16 protein-coding genes are annotated in these 17,465 nt (G+C 64.2%); 8 read left to right on the top strand and 8 right to left on the bottom strand.

The genetic code is table 11. From position 1 onward, the window contains the following. Nucleotides 1-20: 20 nt before the first annotated feature. The gene (locus IWX88_RS05760; RefSeq protein WP_196828187.1) at nucleotides 21-1,493 is read right to left on the bottom strand and encodes a cryptochrome/photolyase family protein; all 1,473 of its coding nucleotides are present in this window, start codon (nucleotides 1,491-1,493) and stop codon (nucleotides 21-23) included. A gap of 44 nt (nucleotides 1,494-1,537) precedes the next feature. Between IWX88_RS05760 and IWX88_RS05755 the strand changes: the two genes are divergently transcribed. Continuing rightward, nucleotides 1,538-2,842, top strand: a complete 1,305-nt coding sequence (locus IWX88_RS05755; protein WP_196828185.1) for a nicotinate phosphoribosyltransferase — start codon at nucleotides 1,538-1,540, stop codon at nucleotides 2,840-2,842. 131 nt (nucleotides 2,843-2,973) lie between these two features. Here the strand turns inward: IWX88_RS05755 and IWX88_RS05750 are convergent, their stop codons facing one another. From IWX88_RS05750 to IWX88_RS05735, 4 genes are all read right to left on the bottom strand, one after another. After that, nucleotides 2,974-3,843 (bottom strand): hypothetical protein, encoded by an 870-nt coding sequence (locus tag IWX88_RS05750; RefSeq protein WP_196828183.1) that lies wholly within the window; start codon nucleotides 3,841-3,843, stop codon nucleotides 2,974-2,976. A 239-nt stretch (nucleotides 3,844-4,082) separates the two neighbouring features. Further along, nucleotides 4,083-4,346 carry a DUF3039 domain-containing protein gene (locus IWX88_RS05745; protein WP_196828180.1) on the bottom strand — a complete coding sequence of 88 codons (264 nt, stop codon included), beginning with the start codon at nucleotides 4,344-4,346 and terminating at the stop codon, nucleotides 4,083-4,085. Between the two features lie 136 nt (nucleotides 4,347-4,482). Then, nucleotides 4,483-6,057 carry an ABC transporter permease gene (locus tag IWX88_RS05740; RefSeq protein ID WP_196828178.1) on the bottom strand — a complete coding sequence of 525 codons (1,575 nt, stop codon included), beginning with the start codon at nucleotides 6,055-6,057 and terminating at the stop codon, nucleotides 4,483-4,485. Further along, a complete protein-coding gene (locus tag IWX88_RS05735; protein WP_370568196.1) occupies nucleotides 6,033-6,806 on the bottom strand; it encodes an ABC transporter ATP-binding protein in 774 nt (257 codons plus the stop codon). The genes IWX88_RS05740 and IWX88_RS05735 overlap by 25 nt, the downstream gene beginning before the upstream one ends. Between IWX88_RS05735 and IWX88_RS05730 the strand changes: the two genes are divergently transcribed. The 7 genes from IWX88_RS05730 (at nucleotide 6,790) to IWX88_RS05700 (ending at nucleotide 13,851) form a co-directional block, all read left to right on the top strand. After that, entirely contained in the window at nucleotides 6,790-7,440 is a 651-nt protein-coding gene (locus tag IWX88_RS05730) for a hypothetical protein (protein ID WP_196828176.1), read from the top strand. The two genes, IWX88_RS05735 and IWX88_RS05730, sit on opposite strands and share 17 nt — an antisense overlap. Nucleotides 7,441-7,697: 257 nt before the next feature. Then, complete coding sequence (locus IWX88_RS05725; RefSeq protein WP_196828174.1) at nucleotides 7,698-8,390, top strand: NTP transferase domain-containing protein; 693 nt, start codon at nucleotides 7,698-7,700, stop codon at nucleotides 8,388-8,390. A 57-nt stretch (nucleotides 8,391-8,447) separates the two neighbouring features. After that, a complete protein-coding gene (locus IWX88_RS05720) occupies nucleotides 8,448-9,260 on the top strand; it encodes an ABC transporter permease (protein ID WP_196828172.1) in 813 nt (270 codons plus the stop codon). Then, the gene (locus IWX88_RS05715) at nucleotides 9,260-10,006 is read left to right on the top strand and encodes an ABC transporter ATP-binding protein (protein WP_196828170.1); all 747 of its coding nucleotides are present in this window, start codon (nucleotides 9,260-9,262) and stop codon (nucleotides 10,004-10,006) included. The genes IWX88_RS05720 and IWX88_RS05715 overlap by 1 nt, the downstream gene beginning before the upstream one ends. Nucleotides 10,007-10,077: 71 nt before the next feature. Then, the gene (locus IWX88_RS05710; protein ID WP_196828168.1) at nucleotides 10,078-10,839 is read left to right on the top strand and encodes a hypothetical protein; all 762 of its coding nucleotides are present in this window, start codon (nucleotides 10,078-10,080) and stop codon (nucleotides 10,837-10,839) included. A 232-nt stretch (nucleotides 10,840-11,071) separates the two neighbouring features. After that, complete coding sequence (locus IWX88_RS05705; protein WP_196828166.1) at nucleotides 11,072-12,325, top strand: CDP-glycerol glycerophosphotransferase family protein; 1,254 nt, start codon at nucleotides 11,072-11,074, stop codon at nucleotides 12,323-12,325. Continuing rightward, nucleotides 12,322-13,851: a CDP-glycerol glycerophosphotransferase family protein gene (locus IWX88_RS05700; protein WP_196828164.1), complete on the top strand. Its 1,530-nt coding sequence runs from the start codon at nucleotides 12,322-12,324 to the stop codon at nucleotides 13,849-13,851. The genes IWX88_RS05705 and IWX88_RS05700 overlap by 4 nt, the downstream gene beginning before the upstream one ends. 46 nt (nucleotides 13,852-13,897) lie before the next feature. Here the strand turns inward: IWX88_RS05700 and IWX88_RS05695 are convergent, their stop codons facing one another. The 3 genes from IWX88_RS05695 to IWX88_RS05685 all read right to left on the bottom strand — a co-directional run bounded on the left by IWX88_RS05695 (nucleotide 13,898) and on the right by IWX88_RS05685 (nucleotide 17,217). Continuing rightward, the gene (locus IWX88_RS05695; RefSeq protein WP_196828162.1) at nucleotides 13,898-14,947 is read right to left on the bottom strand and encodes a glycosyltransferase family 2 protein; all 1,050 of its coding nucleotides are present in this window, start codon (nucleotides 14,945-14,947) and stop codon (nucleotides 13,898-13,900) included. A 145-nt stretch (nucleotides 14,948-15,092) separates the two neighbouring features. Continuing rightward, complete coding sequence (locus IWX88_RS05690; protein WP_196828160.1) at nucleotides 15,093-16,619, bottom strand: S1C family serine protease; 1,527 nt, start codon at nucleotides 16,617-16,619, stop codon at nucleotides 15,093-15,095. A gap of 106 nt (nucleotides 16,620-16,725) precedes the next feature. Continuing rightward, complete coding sequence (locus IWX88_RS05685; RefSeq protein WP_196828158.1) at nucleotides 16,726-17,217, bottom strand: hypothetical protein; 492 nt, start codon at nucleotides 17,215-17,217, stop codon at nucleotides 16,726-16,728. Nucleotides 17,218-17,465: the final 248 nt, after the last annotated feature.

Below are 17,465 nucleotides of genomic sequence, written 5' to 3'. Positions count from 1 at the left end.
GGAAAGTTTACGCGGATGCCCTACAGGCCGGTGCGCCGACGTTCCTGGTCGACGACCTGCTCACGGTCGCTCAGCCGTCTCAGCCCGGCGAGAGGCTGCGCCATGCGGAAGTTGCCGCGGATCGCCGGTTCCACCCGGTCGAGAAACGCCCAGTAGCCGGCCGTGACCGGGCAGGCATCCGGGCCGAGCCGCACCTTCGGGTTGAATCGACAGCCCCCGCAGTAGTCCGTCATCTTATTGACATAGGCACCACCGGCCGCGTAGGGCTTGGTGCCGACGATGCCGCCGTCGGCGAACAGGCTCATGCCGACGACGTTCGCCGGCATCACCCATTCGGTGCCGTCGACGAACATGCCGATGAACCACGCGTTCATCTGCTTTGGGTCATAGCCACGCTGCAGCGCCCAGTTGCCGATAATCATCAGCCTCTGGATGTGATGCGCCCAGCCGTGCTCGCGCACCCCGCCGATCGTCTGGCTCAGGCAGTTGGCTTCGATTGCGGATGCGTCGAGCTCAAGCAGTTCGCGAGGAATCGGTTCCGTTGCACCGAGGGCGTTGCGGTCGGTGTAGTCCTCGCCGAGGCGCCAATACAGGTGCCAGACCCAGTCCCGCCACCCGCCGAGTTGGCGCACGATGCCCTCGACACTGCCGATCGGAGCGCGACCGGCACGGTATTCCGCTTCGACCCGGTCGATCACCTGCCGAGGATCGAGCAGCCCGAGATTGAGCGGTGCGCTCAGCAGCGAGTGCGCCATCGTCCAGTCGCCGGTGAGCGTGGCATCCTCGAACGGACCGAAATCACCCAGTCGACTCTCGATGAAATCATCGAGGGCGCGCTGCGCCTCCCCAACCGTTGCCGCAAACCGGCGCGGGCCATCCTCCCCCACCAACTGGATCTCGCCCGCCGCCTGCCAGCGGTCGAGGTCGGCGCGAACCTCGCGGTCGATGTCGTCTTCTTCTGGCCACCACGGTTCGGGTAGGCCGAGCGAGACGGCTTTCTTGGGCGGTGGCTGACGGTTCTCGTGGTCAAAGTTCCACTGCCCCCCGGCGGGAGTGTTTCCGCTGCCGTCACTGTCCATGAGGATGCCGGTGCGGGCGCGCACCCAGCGGTAGAAGTCCTCCATGATCGGCCGTCCCTTGCGGGCATCCGCCCACTCGGTAAACTCAGCCTCGCCCGTGACGAAGCCACGGCTCGGCAGCACCGCTGCGCCGATCGATCGCGCCAGGGTGCGTTCGGCATAGGAGGGGGGATCGATGACCTCGAGATCGTTTCGGCCCGCCACGATGTCGTCGATATTCTCGACCTGGTGGAACTCCGCCCGGTCACCGAGCTCTGCAGCTCGGTGTCGGATCGCGGAGAGAATCAGGTGAGCCTTAGCCCGATGCATGGGGCCACGGCGCAGATCGGAGCGGGCTTCGACCAGCAGCATCCGTCCGCCGTCGTCGAAAGTCTCGCCCAATTGGCCGACGAAGATCCAGCGGATGCGCTCCATGTTTGTCACCGTACACGGACGAACTGCTGGTTAGGCTGGCTATCGTGACCGACGCCGTATCTTCACTGCTGACTGACCGCTACGAGCTCACGATGCTGAACGCGGCCATCGGGGCCGGCACACACACTCGAGAATGCGTCTTCGAAATTTTCGCCCGTCGTCTTCCCGGGGGGCGACGCTACGGCATCGTCGCCGGAACCGGGCGCCTTCTCGATCTCATCGACGACTTCCGCTTCACCGGCCTCGAGCTCGACTGGCTGCGCGACAATTCTGTCGTCTACGACCGTGCTCTCGACTGGCTAGCCGACTATCACTTCACCGGCAGCATCTCCGGCTACCGGGAGGGTGAGGTCTACTTTCCCGGCTCCCCCATCTTCATCGTCGAGGGCACCTTCGCCGAGGCCGTGATCCTCGAGACGCTCGCTCTCAGCGTGCTCAATTACGACTCTGCAGTCGCTACCGCCGCCTCGCGCATGGTGTCAGCCGCGAGTGGCCGTCCTCTCGCCGAGATGGGATCGCGGCGCACCGGTGAGCGCAATGCGATCGCCGCCGCCCGCGCAGCCTTCATCGCCGGATTCGCGGCCACCAGCAACCTCGAAGCCGGTCGCAGCTGGGGTGTACCGACGATGGGCACTTCCGCGCACTCCTTCACCCTCCTGCATGACACCGAAGAGGATGCCTTCCGGGCGCAGGTTGCGGCCCTTGGCCCCGGCACCACCCTGCTCGTCGACACCTATGACGTGACCGCCGCCGTCGCGCTGGCCGTGAAGGTGGCGGGTACCGGCCTCGGAGCGGTGCGCATCGACAGCGGCGACCTGCCAGAGCAGGTCGGGGCCGTGCGCCGCCAGCTCGACGCCCTCGGTGCCGTGAACACGAAGATCACCGTGACGAATGACCTCGACGAGTACACCATCGCTGCCCTTCGTGCCGCCCCGGTCGACTCCTACGGCGTCGGAACCTCAGTGGTCACCGGGTCCGGCTCGCCCGCCGCCGGATTCGTGTACAAACTCGCCGCTCGAAAGGATGCCGCGGGCAACTGGATCTCCGTGGCCAAGAAATCACCCGAGAAGGTCTCGATCGGCGGGCGTAAGTATGCCGTGCGGGAATTCGCCGCGGCGGGCACGGCGAGCGCCGAAGTGATTCACGTCGGGGAACCCGGGCCCGCGACATCCGCCACCCGTGCACTGCTGGTGCCGCTGATCGTCGACGGTGTGGCCGACGAGAAGTTTCGGGGGGCCAGCGGAACTCAGCTCGCCCGCGAGCACCGAGCGGCAGCGATCGCGGAGCTGCCGGAGGAGGCGTTCCGGCTGAGCCGAGGCGATCCGGTGATCCCGACCCGCTACGCCTGACCCGCTTGCGCGCACTCAGCTCCGCGAACTGCGGCACACGATTCCGCGAACTGCGGCGAAATGCCGCTTCGATCGCGGCATAGCGACACTCTGCCGCAGTTCGCGTGCACGTTCCGCTCAGCACGGTTCATTCAGCGTCTCGCCGGCGGAATCCACAACGGGCCCGCGCCCTGCGGATGCCACCCACGCTGTGCTAGACGTCGCCACAGTCGGGCGAGGAAAGGGTTTGGATCGCGGAACACATCATCCGCGTGGGCGCGCAGACCGTCCCATTCACCATCGGCGAATCGCTCCAATCTGGTGATGTCCGACCGGAACTTCGCACGGGACGAGCGATGGTAATCACCCTCGTACTCGACCAGGGTGCGAAACTCCGGCCAACAGAGGTCCGTCATCGCCAGGTCCTCGCCCGAGAGACCGCGCACCGTGTGGTTGAGCCGCGGCTCCGGGAGGCCAGCACGCATGGCCTGCAACCGGATGAGGCTCTCCGGCCGAGAAAGTGGCCCGGGGCGGACTTCATCCACGGCCCGGCGAAGCTTTTTCGCGCCACGGTGGCCCGCCCACTGAATTGCAGCCTGACCGAGCTGATCGAGCGTCACGAATTTGCCCGTCACCAGCGCATGCCCCAGTGCAACGAGATCATCGAAATCGAGCGAATCCGCGAGCTGGCACCACATCAGCGCAGCGGAGACGATTGGAAGTGCGAACATCACATCCGCAGCAAAATCCCGATGCACAATCTCCTCCCGTTGCCAGAGACGAGACGCCACCTCGTGCCCGGAGATACCGGCGCCCTCGGGTGGTCGATGTCCGTGGGGAATCGATATGTCGAGAGTCAGGGCGGGCAGATAGAGCGGCACGGGAAGCCCTCGCAGTCGCGCTGCGGTGCCGTGGCTGAAGGCGGAGCCGGCAGGCATCCGTTCCCGGTAGGCCCAACTCATCCAGGCGCTGTCAACGGTGCCACCGACCGCCTGGCGAATGCCATGAAAAGGCGCCGTCAAGTCACCAGCTCTCAGCCGGCGTGGCGAGACCCCCATCGCGATCGCAGTCGCCCGCGAAAAGGGAGCTATCTGTAAGGAGACGGGAAGACCCGAGGGGGTTCGCATCCCCTGAGCATTGTGCACCCTCGCGACGCCCGCATTAGTTGTCCACCGGTGCCGCGAACTGCGCCAATGTGTCGCTAACAACCACACTTTCCGACAATTCGGCGCAGTTGGCGGAGGGGCGGCTGGGGAGGGATCTACTTCTTCAGGCCGTCGTAGATTTCTTTGCAGGTCGGGCACACGGGAAACTTCTCCGGATCGCGTCCAGGGGTCCACACCTTGCCGCACAGGGCGATCACCGGCTTGCCGCTGAGCGCCGATGCCAGGATCTTCTCCTTTTGCACATAGTGAGAGAACCGTTCGTGGTCACCCTCTTCGATTTGCTCCTGCTTCAGGAGTTCTTCGAGTTCGCGGTCAAGCGTGTCTGTGCCGCCGCCGCCCTGCTGTGTGTCGCTGCTCATGGCAACACCTTACGCGTGCCCGATGGTGCTGCCGCCGAATAGCGCTTGTACGCCATGACAGAGCGTGCCGCGACAGATCGCACAGCCGCAGAGCGCACTGGCGCAAATCGTGCCGCCGCAAACCGTGCCGCCGCGCTCAGCTCCGCATCGACAGCGCCAGGAGCTCGGGTGAACGCCGCATGAAGATGCGCCCGCCCCAGATCACTCCGAGGGCAAGAAGCGGCAATCCCATCCCCACGCCGACCAGGAGAGAAACCATCGGCCAGCTGCCACCCGGATGCAGTAGCCCAAGAACGGCGCATCCCAGTGCCGGCAGCGAGAGTGCGATCGGGGCCAAAAATGAGAGCGACTGAATGAGCCCCGCCGCGTTTGCGCCGGCCAGAGGTTGCGCGAATGGACTGTCTCCCGGGAGTACCGCGGGATAGGGGAAGCGAGCGGAAAGCACGCTGGACACCCCGAGGCCCGCACAGAGCAGGCCCGAGCTGACTCCAATCAGCAACAGGAGTGCGCCGTCCACACCGGAGATCGCCGCGGCAATGGGCGAGCCGATCGCGATCAGTGGGACGCCGATGACCAGTGCGGGAGCAATGCGCCCGAGCCGATCGGCCCATCCGGGGGTGTTCGATGCGAGATGAAGCCACAGAGCCGAACTGTCATTGGCAACATCGTTGTGCGTCAACCACGCCAGGAACAGGCACATGACCGGCACCGGGATGAGGGCGAGAACAGTACCGGGCACACCGGCTGCAGCGAGCACGATCACGATCAGCAGCGGCGCGACCGGTACCGCGAGAAGTGGCGTGCGATACCTCGGATCCCGAATCCAGTAGGTGACGCTTCGCGCGGCGATGGTGCCTGCGGGAGTGTTCGGCAGCACACCAAACCAACCGAGCCCCCCATCATGTGAGGCGCTCTCACGACGCTCGGGTGCTATCAGCGACCGTCTCACTAGCGCACACCAGACGAGCCACAGCAGTGCCACCGCAACGACTGCAATGAGAAGCTTCAGCACCGCACCCCAACCGTTGCCGGATGCCGCATCGGCCGGTGCAGACCAGGCCGCCCCGAAGGGTGTCCAGCCCGCGACATCCGCAACGGACTTCACTGATCCGAGCGCGGCACGATTCCAGTCGACGGAGCTGAACAGCGCGACGGCCGGAGCGAGCAACACGAGAACCGCAATGAGGAGCAACGTCGCGACCTCGCACGCACGACGGGTCGCCAGCAGAACGGATGCGATCACTCTCGCAATTCCGGCGCCGAGCAGACAGGTAGCCACGATCAGCACCGCGGATAAAATCGCAAGAATTGTCGAGAGCGGATCGCGCGCCCAGATCACCACCTGCGCGATTGCGATTGCGGTGATCGCCAGCGCGGGCAGGCTGATGAGACTGGTGATGGCGAGTGCTGCGGCGAGGTGATTCGCAGAAAGCCCGAAGAGCGAGAAGGCTCGCGGATGGAGGGGGCCCTCCGTTCCGAACGCGAGCGGCACGAGCAGAAAACCGAGCACGATAATCGAACCGACAGTCACAGTGATGCTGCCAGCGAGATCGGGCCCCACCCGGCGCAGTGCGGTGAGACCCGCCACTGTGACCCCGGCTGCTCCCAGCGCATACAACAGCCCAACGATGATTCCGAAGACCTGCAGCGGACTGCGGCGATAGCCATTCGCGAGCAACCGAAGTTTCAGTCCGAAAAGCTGCTTAACCACTCCAAGCCCTTCGCTTGTGGGTGACCTGCGACGAGATCGAGAAATCTCTCCTCTAATGAGCCGGTGCCACGCACCTCCGCGATCGTGCCAGAGGCCAGCACCGAACCGCTCACCATGATCGCCACGACGTCGCAGATGCGCTGGATTACCTCGAGGCTGTGGCTCGACAGCACCACTGTGCCCCCGGCACCGACGTAGCCCTGCAAAATCGCGGTGATGTTCGCTGCCGAGACTGGATCGACGGACTCGAAAGGTTCATCGAGCACCAGCAGTCGCGGCGAGTGGATCATCGCGCAGGCCAGCGCAATCTTTTTGGCCATTCCAGTGGAGTAGTCGCAGACCAGGCGCCCGAGAGCATCTTCGAGCCCGAGGGCCATGGCCAGTTCGGTCGAGCGTTGGTTCACAGTGGGGGCGTCGAGTCCGCGGAGCGTGCCGGCGTAGTAGAGCATTTGGCGTCCGGTGAGGCGGTCGAAAAGCCGAAGGCGGTCAGGCAGCGCTCCGATGTTGCGTTGCGCCACGGCTGGATTCGCCCACACCTCCACTCCGTGGACCAAGACGGATCCGCCGTCAGGTCGTAGGAGTCCAGTCACCATGGACAGCGTCGTGGTCTTGCCTGCACCGTGTGGTCCCACGATCCCGAACATGGTTCCCGCGGGCACCGACAGGCTGATGTGGTCGACCGCCACCGTCTCGCCGAATCGTTTGGTGAGGTCGGTGACGACGAGCACGTGCGTGCGATCCGCAATCACAGCGGTCGCTGCGGCAGCAGCCGGCAGAAGCGTGTCGTCGACAATCGTCTTGGCCGCAGCCAGCGTCTTCGTGGTCGTGATTGGTCGGGATCGCGCATTCGGGGCGGAAGTAGTAATCGGTGGCGAGGTAATCGGTGGCACAGCGTCCGGCTGCACAGCGTCCGGCTGCACAGCAGTCGGCGGCACGGCGTTCGGCGGCACAACTGCGCGCACCGTGGTGGATCGCGGAATCGTTGACCGTGGGCGTGGAGAGCGAGGAATGGCTATCCGGGGTGATGCGCCCACCGGCGCCGCATCAGCCTGCGGCGTCACCGTTTGCGGTGTGGTTCCGGCATCCGGCGACCGCGGTGCGGATGCGCCAGTCGCTGCACCCTTCGTCGGCGCAGCCTTCGTCGGCGCAGGTTTTGCAGACGCAGCCTTCGTCGGCGCAGCCCTCGTCGGCGCAGCCTTCGCAGGCGCAGGTTTTGCAGACGCAGCCTTCGTCGGCGCAGCCCTCGCAGGCGCACGTTTTGCAGGCGCAGCCTTCGCGGGCCTGCTTTTCGCCGGGGCAGGCCGCGCCGCCGACTTCACGGGCCCAGTTTTCGCGGTTTCCAGGGATTCTGCTGGTGTCTCCTCGGGCTCTTTTTCCACTTGACAACCGTATCAACGCCCATGGGGGTGCCCCTGAGAAAAGAGGGCCTGTCATCTGAAATTGGCAATCCGATGCGACCAGCCCTGTGCCAAATCGCGATTGAAAGGTAAGCTAAGCGCACACATCGTCGTGTCCAGGCAACCGTCTGGGGATGAACAAAAGGTGAATCTCTTCACAATCGCGGCGTGGTCGCGATCAAGCATCGAAGAGATTCCGTCACCTGCCCCGGTCAAGACCACAGTTAACTGAGGAGATAAATCGTGAGCACGCAAATAGTAATCCTGGCCGCTGGCATGGGGAGTCGACTCGGTCGATCCCTGCCGAAGCCGCTCACCGAACTCAGCGACGGCCGCAGCATCATGAAGCAGCAGTTCGACAACATCCACCATGCGTTCGGTACGAGCGCAAAGGTCACAATCGTCGTCGGCTACAAGTCCGAACACATCATCGAGGCGTTCCCCGACGCCTCCTTCGTCTACAACGAGCAGTATGACCAGACCAACACCTCCAAGAGCTTGATGCGTGCGCTGCGCGCTTCGAGCCAGGGTGGCGTGCTCTGGATGAACGGTGACGTGGTCTTCGACCCCGAGGCCCTTGTTCGCGCGGCCAAAATGGTCGAGGCCGACCAGTCCTTCGTCTCGGTCAACACCGAGAAGGTCTCTGATGAAGAGGTCAAGTACACGGTGGATGCCGAGGGCTACATCAATATGCTCTCCAAGACCGTCACAGGTGGCCTCGGCGAAGCTGTCGGCATCAACTACGTCGCCCGAGCAGACAAGGCTGCGCTCATCCGTCAGCTCGGTCGGGTCGACGACCAGGACTACTTCGAGCGCGGAATTGAACTGGCAATCGAGCAGGACCAGCTACGATTTGAGCCGGTAGACATCTCCGACCTCTACGCCGTAGAGGTTGACTTCGCGGAAGACCTCGAGCGGGCGAATCTCTTCGTCTGATTTCTCTAACCTTCGCGTAGGTCAAGCGGAGTGCGTGACGCTAAGGATCCGTAACGCGTGAGTGCAGCCCTCGAAGCACGCCCCCAGCGTTCGGAGTTCGGGCGCTATCGGCATTCCCTCTGGCTTCTGACGACGCGCGACCTCAAGGTGCGCTACTCGACCTCTTTCCTCGGCTACTTCTGGTCGATTCTCGACCCCCTCGTGATGGCGGCAATTTACTGGTTTGTCTTCACTGTGATATTCCAGCGCGGTGTCGGCCACGAACCGTATATCGTTTTTCTGCTCACGGCACTGCTGCCCTGGACGTGGTTTAACGGAAGCATCTCTGACTCGACCCGGGCATTTACCAAAGAAGCGAAACTCATCCGCTCAACCCGGATCCCGCGCACGATCTGGGTTGCACGCTTGGTGCTTTCCAAGGGCATCGAGTTTCTCGTGAGCATTCCGGTGATCATTTTTTTCGCGCTGCTCTCCCTTGGCACGCGCGATCCGGCACGCCTGCACATCGAAGTTCTGCTCGTACCGCTTGCCATCGTGATGCAAGCGGTGCTCACCCTCGGGGTTGGGCTGATTGTTGCACCACTCGTGGTGTTCTTTCGCGATCTGGAGCGCGCGGTCAAGCTCGGTCTGCGCTTCATGTTCTACGCCTCACCGGTCGTCTACGGACTGGTGAATGTGCCGCAGGAGTTTCGGCCGCTCGCCGCGCTTAACCCGATGACGGGCATCCTCTCGCTCTACCGTTCCGCCTTTTTTCCTCAGGAGCTCAACTGGTTCGACGTGATCGTGAGCGCGATCCTCTCGCTGGTGATCCTCGGCAGCGGACTGCTCATCTTCCGGCGCACCATCAAGACCGTGTTGAAGGAGATCTGATGACCGTCACCCCGGTGATCGAAGTGTCGGATGCCGGCATCCGGTTCAAACGCAACCGTCGATCCCGTCGCAGCTTCAAGGATCTCTTCGCCGGCTCGAATCGTCGCAGTCGGTCCGGAGAATTCTGGCCGCTGCGAAACGTGTCATTCACGGTGGCACCCGGCGAGGCGATCGGGGTGGTCGGTCGCAATGGCCAGGGTAAGTCCACCCTGCTCAAGCTCGTTGCCGAGGTGGTTTTCGCCGACGAGGGCCACGTGCGCGTCGGTGCCGGAGTCGCCCCCCTGATCGAGATTACCGGCGGCTTCGTCGATGACCTCACCGTGCGGGACAACGTCTATCTGACCGCCGGCCTCCACGGGATGAGGAAGTCTGAGATCGATGAGCGGTTCGACGAGATCATCGCCTTCTCTGAGATCGGCGACTTCCTCGACACCCCGTACAAACACCTCTCCAGCGGTATGAAGGTGCGGATCGCGTTCGCCGTGATCTCGCGACTCGAGGAGCCGATCATCCTCGTGGATGAGGTGCTCGCCGTTGGAGACAAGGCCTTCCGCGAGAAGTGTTACCGACGCATCGAGGAGCTGTTGGCTGGAGGGCGTACTTTATTTTTCGTCTCCCACAGTGAGAAGGATCTCCGACGGTTCTGCACCCGCGGTCTGTATCTCGACAAGGGTGCACTTGTTCTCGACGCACCGATCGCCGAGGTGCTCGACCGGTACAACGCCGAGTACGGCGTGCACCCGTGAGTAGGGTTCCGGGCAGGCCTTCACGCAACACGCCGCCGCACGTGCCACACGGGCTGGATCAGCTGCTTTCCGTGCAACGCCCGATGGTGCTGGCGCACATCCGCAGCATCCGCCATCGCAATCCGGATGCTTCACCGGCCCAGGTCATTAGAATCCTCGAGACTCGCTACCTCGCCGCTGTCACCGCGGGGGGGGCCGCCGTCGGAGCGAGTTCGGTCATCCCCGGCGTGGGCGTCGGCATCTCGCTCGCGCTCTCCGGCGTCGAAACGGCTGGGTTCCTCACCACGAGTGCCCTGTTTGCCCAGTCGGTGACCGAGGTGCATGGCATCGCCGTCGAGGATCCCGAACGCGCTCGCACTCTCGTAATGGCCATGATGCTCGGTTCGGCCGGCTCCGATCTCGTCACCCAGTTCGCGGGTCACGCCGCTGGCACCGGAGCGACCCGCGGACGATTCTGGGGCGAGCTCGTGACCAAAGGCCTACCCAAGGCGGCCATGGGCAAGATCGGCACTCGCATCAAGAAGGCCTTCCTCCGGCGCTTAGTCGCCACCCAGAGTGCGAGTGCGGTCGGTCGCGCCATTCCGTTCGGAATCGGCGCGGTGATCGGAGGCACCGGTAATCACCTGCTCGGACGTAAAGTCGTGGCCAGTTCGCGGGATGCCTTCGGATCGGCCCCGATACAGTTCCCGGTCGTTCTGGATTCCGTCATGCGCGGTCCTGTCGAGCGCGGTCCTGTCGAGCGCAACAGACGCTCCCGGATCAACTTGCCCCGCTTCCTCAGCGGTACGGCAGGTTCCACGGCCCCAAAGGCACCGCGCCCGCCGAAACCCTAGCGCCCCTGAAGGAACCGCGCCCACGCGTGCACGCCATCCCAAATGGTGCGCGCTCGTGCTGGGAGCCGATCGACTTGGTAGCAAACGCGACTTCCACGTGCGGCCGGGCAGAAAGCCTCGAAGTGGCGATTGCAGCGCGCGACGTGCCACACAACAGGGCGAATCAACGGGGTGAGCGGCATCCGGAATCACGGCAACCGGCGAGAAATCGCTTGGCTGCTAGGATCCTGAAATGCCCGGGTTCAGCTTTGCGTCGGGGAATGCGAAGAAGCTCGCCGCCCTACCGCTCTACGCCCTCGGAGCAGTCGCGAGCATGTTTGTACCCCGGCTCGAGGGTCACTGGGTGTTCGGCTGCGGGTCAGGAATCGGGGAGGGATCCCTCGCCCTCTACCGCTACGCAAGCGGCGCGGATGCCTCGCTCCGGCTCACCTGGCTTGCGCGAGACGAACGCGACCTCGCTGCAGCGACTGCCCTCGGTATCCCGGCAGTGTTGAAGCTATCGCGACGCGGCCTGTGGCTGACCCTGCGCGCCCGCGTCGCAGTTGTGACCCACGGATTCGGTGATGTGAATCGCTTCGGCCAACGTGGTGCCGTCATCGTGCAGCTCTGGCACGGAATCCCCCTCAAACTCATCCAGCTCGACTCGGCAGCGACCACCACAATTTCGGTGCCCGTTGTCTCGATGCAGCTGCGCAACATGCTGCGTCGCTTCTACCGCCGTGGGTACCGCGGCATTGCTCTCATGCCCGCCGCGTCGGAACTGGCTGCGACGCGACTGCGCACCGCCTTCGCGCTGCCCACCGATCGTGTCGTCGTCACCGGCGATCCACGGGACGATGTGCTGTCCAATGGAGACCCAGGCGAACGACAGCGCGTCGCGCGCGCGGTTCTCGTGGGTGCGCTCGACGCCGATCCCGGCGACAGTCGCCTACTGCTTTATGCGCCGACCTGGCGAGACGGTGAGGCGGATCCGGGGGTTCCGACCGCCGAAGAATGGTGTCGAATCGATGCTTGGCTTCGCGATTCCGGGGCGGTGCTGATCGTGCGCCCGCATCCGAACGGTGTCGGAGACTACGCGGCCGGGATCGCCGGTTCGCCGCGCATCCAGCTGCTGTCATCCGCGCGTCAGTCCGATCTCACTCCTCTCCTCGCCGCGGTTGATCTGCTCATCACCGACTACTCCTCGGTGGCGTTCGACTTTTCCCTCACCGGCGGCCCGATCCTCTTCATCGCACCGGATGAGGAGGACTACACCGCATCACGTGGACTGTACGAGCCGTATCGAGAGTTCAGCGGCGGCCGCGAGGTGCGGAGCTGGACCGCAATCCTCGACCAGCTCGACCGCTTCGATACCGACCCCGAGTGGGCCGCGATAGTGCGAGCACATTCTGCCGCGCTGGCGTCACGGCACTTCACCTTCCGGGACGGGCGCAATACTGAGAGGGTGTTTTCCGAACTCACGCGTCGACTGCAGGCGCGCACATGACCCCACCATCCCCCGCCCCTGTCCCTGTCCCGGTCCCCGCCCTCGTCATCGACACCGTTGTGGTGACTACCGGCCAGTTGCCGGCGATCGTATTCGAGGGGCCGGGGGATGCCCCGGCCGAGTTTCGGCTCATCGCCTCCCGGCAGATGCTGCCCGCGCAACTCATCGCGCTTGGCTCTCGCTGGTCCGCACGGGTACCGCTGCTCGTCTCCAACTGGAATGGCCCGCTGCTTCCCGCGCGCTCCGGCCGCTACAGCGTGCACGCCGCCGCACGGGACGGATCCGGGCTGACGCTGCAATTACCGACCGCGCTACCCGCCTCCCAACTGCTGCCAGCGATTACCCGGGTGTCGGTCACCGCATCGCAGGGGTCGCTCGCAGTCACGCTCGCGGCGCCCCTCTCGGATCGGGAACGCGGCCACCTGCAGCAGGCCTCCCTCGAGTCCGACTACCGAACCACCGAGTACGAACCACTCGACGCGGTCTTTTTCGAGAGCTTCTTCGGGCAAAACGCCTCCTGCAACCCGCTGGCGATCGACCGGGCGATCGCGCGGCTGCGTCCGGACATTGCGCGGTATTGGAGCGTCGCGGATGCCTCGGTGCCAGTGCCGGATGGAGCGGTCGCGCTGCTCGAAGGTAGCGCCGAGTGGTGGCGCATCCGCGGATCGGCCCGCCTGCTTGTGATCAACGACTGGCTTCGTAAACGCTACCGCTCGCGTCGACACCAGACAGTTCTGCAGACCTGGCATGGCACCATGCTCAAAAAACTTGCGCTCAGTCGGGTGCGACTCGGACTGCGCCCCGCAATCGCGACCCTGCGGGAACGCGCCCGCTGGGACATCCTGCTCGCCCAAAACCCCTACAGTCGCGGTGTATTCCGCAGGGCGTATGCATTCACAGGATCAGTGTGGGAGGAGGGTTATCCCCGTGACGATGTGCTCGTCACCGGTGGCCCCGGTGCAGTTCGGGCGCGGCTGGGCATCCCCGACGGTGTCACCGTGCTGCTCTACGCGCCGACCTGGCGGGACGATCGGCCGGATCAGGTCGATCATCTCGACGTGAGCCAGTTTGCCGGGATGCTCGGCAACGACTACGTCACGCTCATCCGCGGACATTCCCGCACCCTGGTGCCCGGTTCGGATGTGCACGCCCCGAACGTGCTCGATGTCACCGGCTATCCGGATGTCTCTGAGCTCTTCCTTGTGGCGGATGCCCTGATCACGGACTACTCCTCGGTGATGTTCGACTTCACCGTCACAGGGAAGCCGGTCTTCTTCTTCACACCGGATCTCGAGCACTACGCACGGAAGCTCCGCGGGTTCTATTTCGATCTCGTGTCGGTCGCGCCGGGGCCGGTAGTTTCTACGGCCGAGGAATTGGTCGCGCTGGTGCGGGATCGGGATGCGGTGCAGCGCCGGTTCGCCGACCGGTACCGCGCCTGGCGTGTACGGTTCAATCCCCGCGACGACGGGCGTGCTGCCGATCGTGTCGTTCAGCGCCTGCTCGCCGAGGGAATCATCAGATAGCTGTGCGAGGCGCTGCTCGAGGAGGCGCTGCTCGAGGAATTACTGGTCAGATCCCGGTGCGCGAGGTGTCGACCGCGTCACGCGCGCCTCGCACGAGCCCCACGATGAATCCCACGCCCCAGCTCACATGCATGCTGGGAAGCACGAGGAAGAAGCGCCAGCGGTCCGACCATCCGGGCCCGCCGGCTCGCGAGAAGCAGATCAGCAGAAGCACCACGACGTAGGCAGCCGGTCCCAGATAGATGAGCGAGAGCACCGCACTCGGCCAGCCGCGCAACCCTCCGGCCAGTTGTCCGGCCAGCACCAGGATGCTCAGAGCGATGGACGCGACGAGCATGGGAGGCGCAAAGAATCGCCACGGATTGTGGGCCGGATAGCGCCGCACAAGTTCACCGCGCCAGATTCCTGTTGCCGCAAACTGACGCACAAGCTTTGGCCAGCTCTCTCTGGGCCAATAAGTAACCTCCAGCGAAGGATCGAACCAGACCGAATGACCGGCGTTGCGGATGCGCAGGTTGAGTTCCCAGTCCTCGCCACGACGAACGGATTCATCGAACAGCGCGACCTCCTCGAGCACCTCGCGGCGCAGCACTCCGAGGTAGGCGGACTCGGCCGGACCCTCTTCGGCCCCGCCATGGTAGCTACCCCCGCCGAGTCCGAAGCGGCTGTTGTATGCCCGAGCAACCGCAGACTGAAACGGGGTCTTACCGCGTGCCTTCATGACCCCGCCGACATTTGCGGCACCGGTGCGAACGAGGGTCGCAACGGCGCGGCGGGTGTAGGTCGGATCCAGCTCGGAATGGGCATCCACTCGAACGATTACCGGATGACTGCTCGCGCGAATGGCGATGTTGAGCCCCACCGGGATGTCGGTGGCCGGGTTGAACACGATCACGATTCGGGCATCCGCCTCCGCCAATCGCTGCACAAGCTCGGTGGTGCCATCGGATGATGGTCCGAGCGCGAGGATGAGCTCTGTCGCGCCCGAGTAGTCCTGCTCGAGCACCGTCCGAATCGCGGTGCCAATGTAGGCGACCTCGTTGAGAACGGGGATGACGTAGGACACTCCAAGTGGGGGGTGTTCCTCGTTGGGCATGGGTTCCAATATCGGGGTGGCCAAGTCGGTCGAGCCTACCAGCCGACCAGAATCGGCCCGAATCGGCCGGACAACGAAGAAACGGATGCCCGCCGCCAGGAGTCAGGCGCAGCGGGCGTCCGCTTCAATCCGTGCGTACCGCCGTCTATTGCTTGAGAGTTCCGAGCGTCACATCGACGGTGCTCGCTTTACCCCCACGAACATAAGTGAGCGTCGTTGATGCGCCAGCGGGGAGGAAACGCACCTGGGCTGTGAGGTCGGTGCTGCTGGTGATCGGTACCCCGTTCAAGCCGGTAACGACGTCACCGGATCTGACCCCGGCCTTATCGGCGGCCCCGCCACTCGTGACCTCCTTGATGCTGGCGCCGACCACGGCACTGGAGCTGGTGGCCGAGGCATCCTGCACGCTTGCGCCGAGGAGTCCGTGGGTCGCTTTGCCATTTTTGATGATCTCGTTGGCGACGCGTTGGGCGAGATTTGCGGGGATCGCAAACCCGACACCGATGCTGCCGGACTGCGACGCAGCGCTGGTCTGCCCGGCGCTCGCGATCGCGACGTTGATACCGATCACCTTGGCGTTGGAATCGAGGAGCGCACCGCCGGAGTTACCGGGGTTGATCGCGGCATCCGTCTGGATCACCGGAAGCGAAATCGACGCTGCGGCGGTGGTCGGCTGGCCCTGGGAGCCTCCCTGGCCGTTGTCGAACTTCCAGAAGTCAAAGGGGCTGCCCGACTTGGGAGTGCTGCTGTCACCGCTGCTCGGCGCCGCGGAGGAGGCGATCGAGATGCTGCGGTTTAGGGCGCTGACAATGCCGTTGGTGACGGTGTTGTTGAGTCCGAGCGGTGCTCCGATGGCGATGGCGGTTGCTCCGACATTGAGCTTGCTTGAATCAGCAAACTCTGCCGGAGTGAGGTTGGAGGGATCCTTCAACTTGATGACCGCGAGGTCGGCTATCGGGTCGGTACCCACGACGGTGGCGGAGAAGAGCCGGCCATCTGAGGTGGTGACCTGCACTGCCGGGTCCGCGATTTCACCGTCGAGGGTGACGACGTGGGTGTTCGTGAGGATATAGCCGTCCGTGCTCAGGATCACTCCTGATCCGGTGCCGGAAGCGTTTTTACTCGCGACCGAGATAGTCACGACGCTCGGTGCTGCCTTCGCGGCGACGGCGGTGATGTTGTTGACGCTGGTCGTGTCGTTGACCGTGATGTTCTGGGGGGCGGTGTTGGAAGTGGAACTCGCCGAGTTGCTGCCCTGATTTGCCGAGAAGGCCAGAGCCGTGACCCCTGCGCCAGAGACTCCTCCGACCAGCGCCGCAACGGCGAAGGCCGCAACCATGACAACCCGTTTAGATCGCTTGGCGTCAGTAGGAGCGGAAAGTGGAGCGGCCGGGACGCCGGTGTAGGCACGGTCATACGGCTGAGTGGGGGATGATGCGGCGGTTTCAGCTGCAGAGGAAACCACCGGAGCACCGGCGATTGGCGCAGTCTCGCTCGTACGGTCAGAGTCGTCAGGCGCGGAGTTCTGCGGCGCAGTGCTGTCTGAATCCGCCGGGGTTTGGGCCTGTGCAAGTGTTTCGGATTTTTCTGCGGCGTTTTGATCGCCAGCGGTGTTACCGGCTGTGTTGCGATCTTCGGTGCCGGAGTTCGGATCCTGCGGTGCGTTGGTCATGGGGGCTGCTCCTTCCAAGCGGTGTAAGCATCCACCGCGAACCTAAGAACTCTATATGGACCCCCTGAGAGCAGACCGAAGCTTCGCCGCACCCCGCAGGACGGCACTAACAGCCCGGTCCGGACGGACGTTGTGCGCAATCCCGTCCCACCAAAACCGTGTTCGCGTCCCCCGCTGTGGCAACCAGTCGGTTCGCTGGTACCGGGATCGTTCCTGAGATCGGAATCCATGGTCCGCCGGCATACTGGTATTCGGCGCTGAAGTCGATGGTGAGATCGATGGAGTAGGTGCCAGTCGTGCGGTACACGTGACTAGTTGCGGTGCGGTCAAACTCTTGCTTACCGGATGCCGCCCAGCTCGATCCGCGAGTCGATCGAGTGGCACTCGTGCCGTCACCGTAGGACCAGCGGTAGCGCTCGGCGGTGAATCGCACGGAAGCGGGCAGGTTCAGGAGCGGGCCTGTCTGCACGCTGGAATCGACGGTGACGAAGAAGTTGGTATCGAGCCCGACGACCATCCACCCGTTCGGCTCCATGTGATCCACTCCGGCGACTGGTTTGAAGTTGACGAGGTCGGCCAGGGTAATCGGCGCGGTCACGGAGTAACCGTCCCGCAGGGGTGGCGGAGGTGGGGGCGTGATCATTCCCCCGCGCCCATCGCCGCGCCCATCACCTCGTCCATCACCGGCCGAGTCCGACGAGCCGGGGATGTTGACGGATCCGCTGATGTCGACGCCGTCGCCGTTTACCGTGCCGGTACTTGATGGGCACCCGCCAACATAAATATCTGACTCTGAGCAGGTTTCCGCTGCGGCCGCGAAAGGGTGACTTGGGCCTGCAACTACGA

It is taken from the genome of Frigoribacterium sp. CG_9.8, assembly GCF_015751965.1.
Classification (GTDB): Bacteria; Actinomycetota; Actinomycetes; order Actinomycetales; family Microbacteriaceae; genus Lacisediminihabitans.
This window is presented reverse-complemented; position numbering and strand designations above follow the sequence as displayed.

Coding starts and splice junctions, on each gene's coding strand:
- IWX88_RS05760 (WP_196828187.1), bottom strand. CDS start 1,493: ATGGAGCGCATCCGCTGGATCTTCGTCGGCCAATTGGGCGAGACTTTC.
- IWX88_RS05745 (WP_196828180.1), bottom strand. CDS start 4,346: ATGAGCAGCGACACACAGCAGGGCGGCGGCGGCACAGACACGCTTGAC.
- IWX88_RS05715 (WP_196828170.1), top strand. CDS start 9,260: ATGACCGTCACCCCGGTGATCGAAGTGTCGGATGCCGGCATCCGGTTC.
- IWX88_RS05705 (WP_196828166.1), top strand. CDS start 11,072: ATGCCCGGGTTCAGCTTTGCGTCGGGGAATGCGAAGAAGCTCGCCGCC.
- IWX88_RS05700 (WP_196828164.1), top strand. CDS start 12,322: ATGACCCCACCATCCCCCGCCCCTGTCCCTGTCCCGGTCCCCGCCCTC.
- IWX88_RS05695 (WP_196828162.1), bottom strand. CDS start 14,947: ATGCCCAACGAGGAACACCCCCCACTTGGAGTGTCCTACGTCATCCCC.
- IWX88_RS05690 (WP_196828160.1), bottom strand. CDS start 16,619: ATGACCAACGCACCGCAGGATCCGAACTCCGGCACCGAAGATCGCAAC.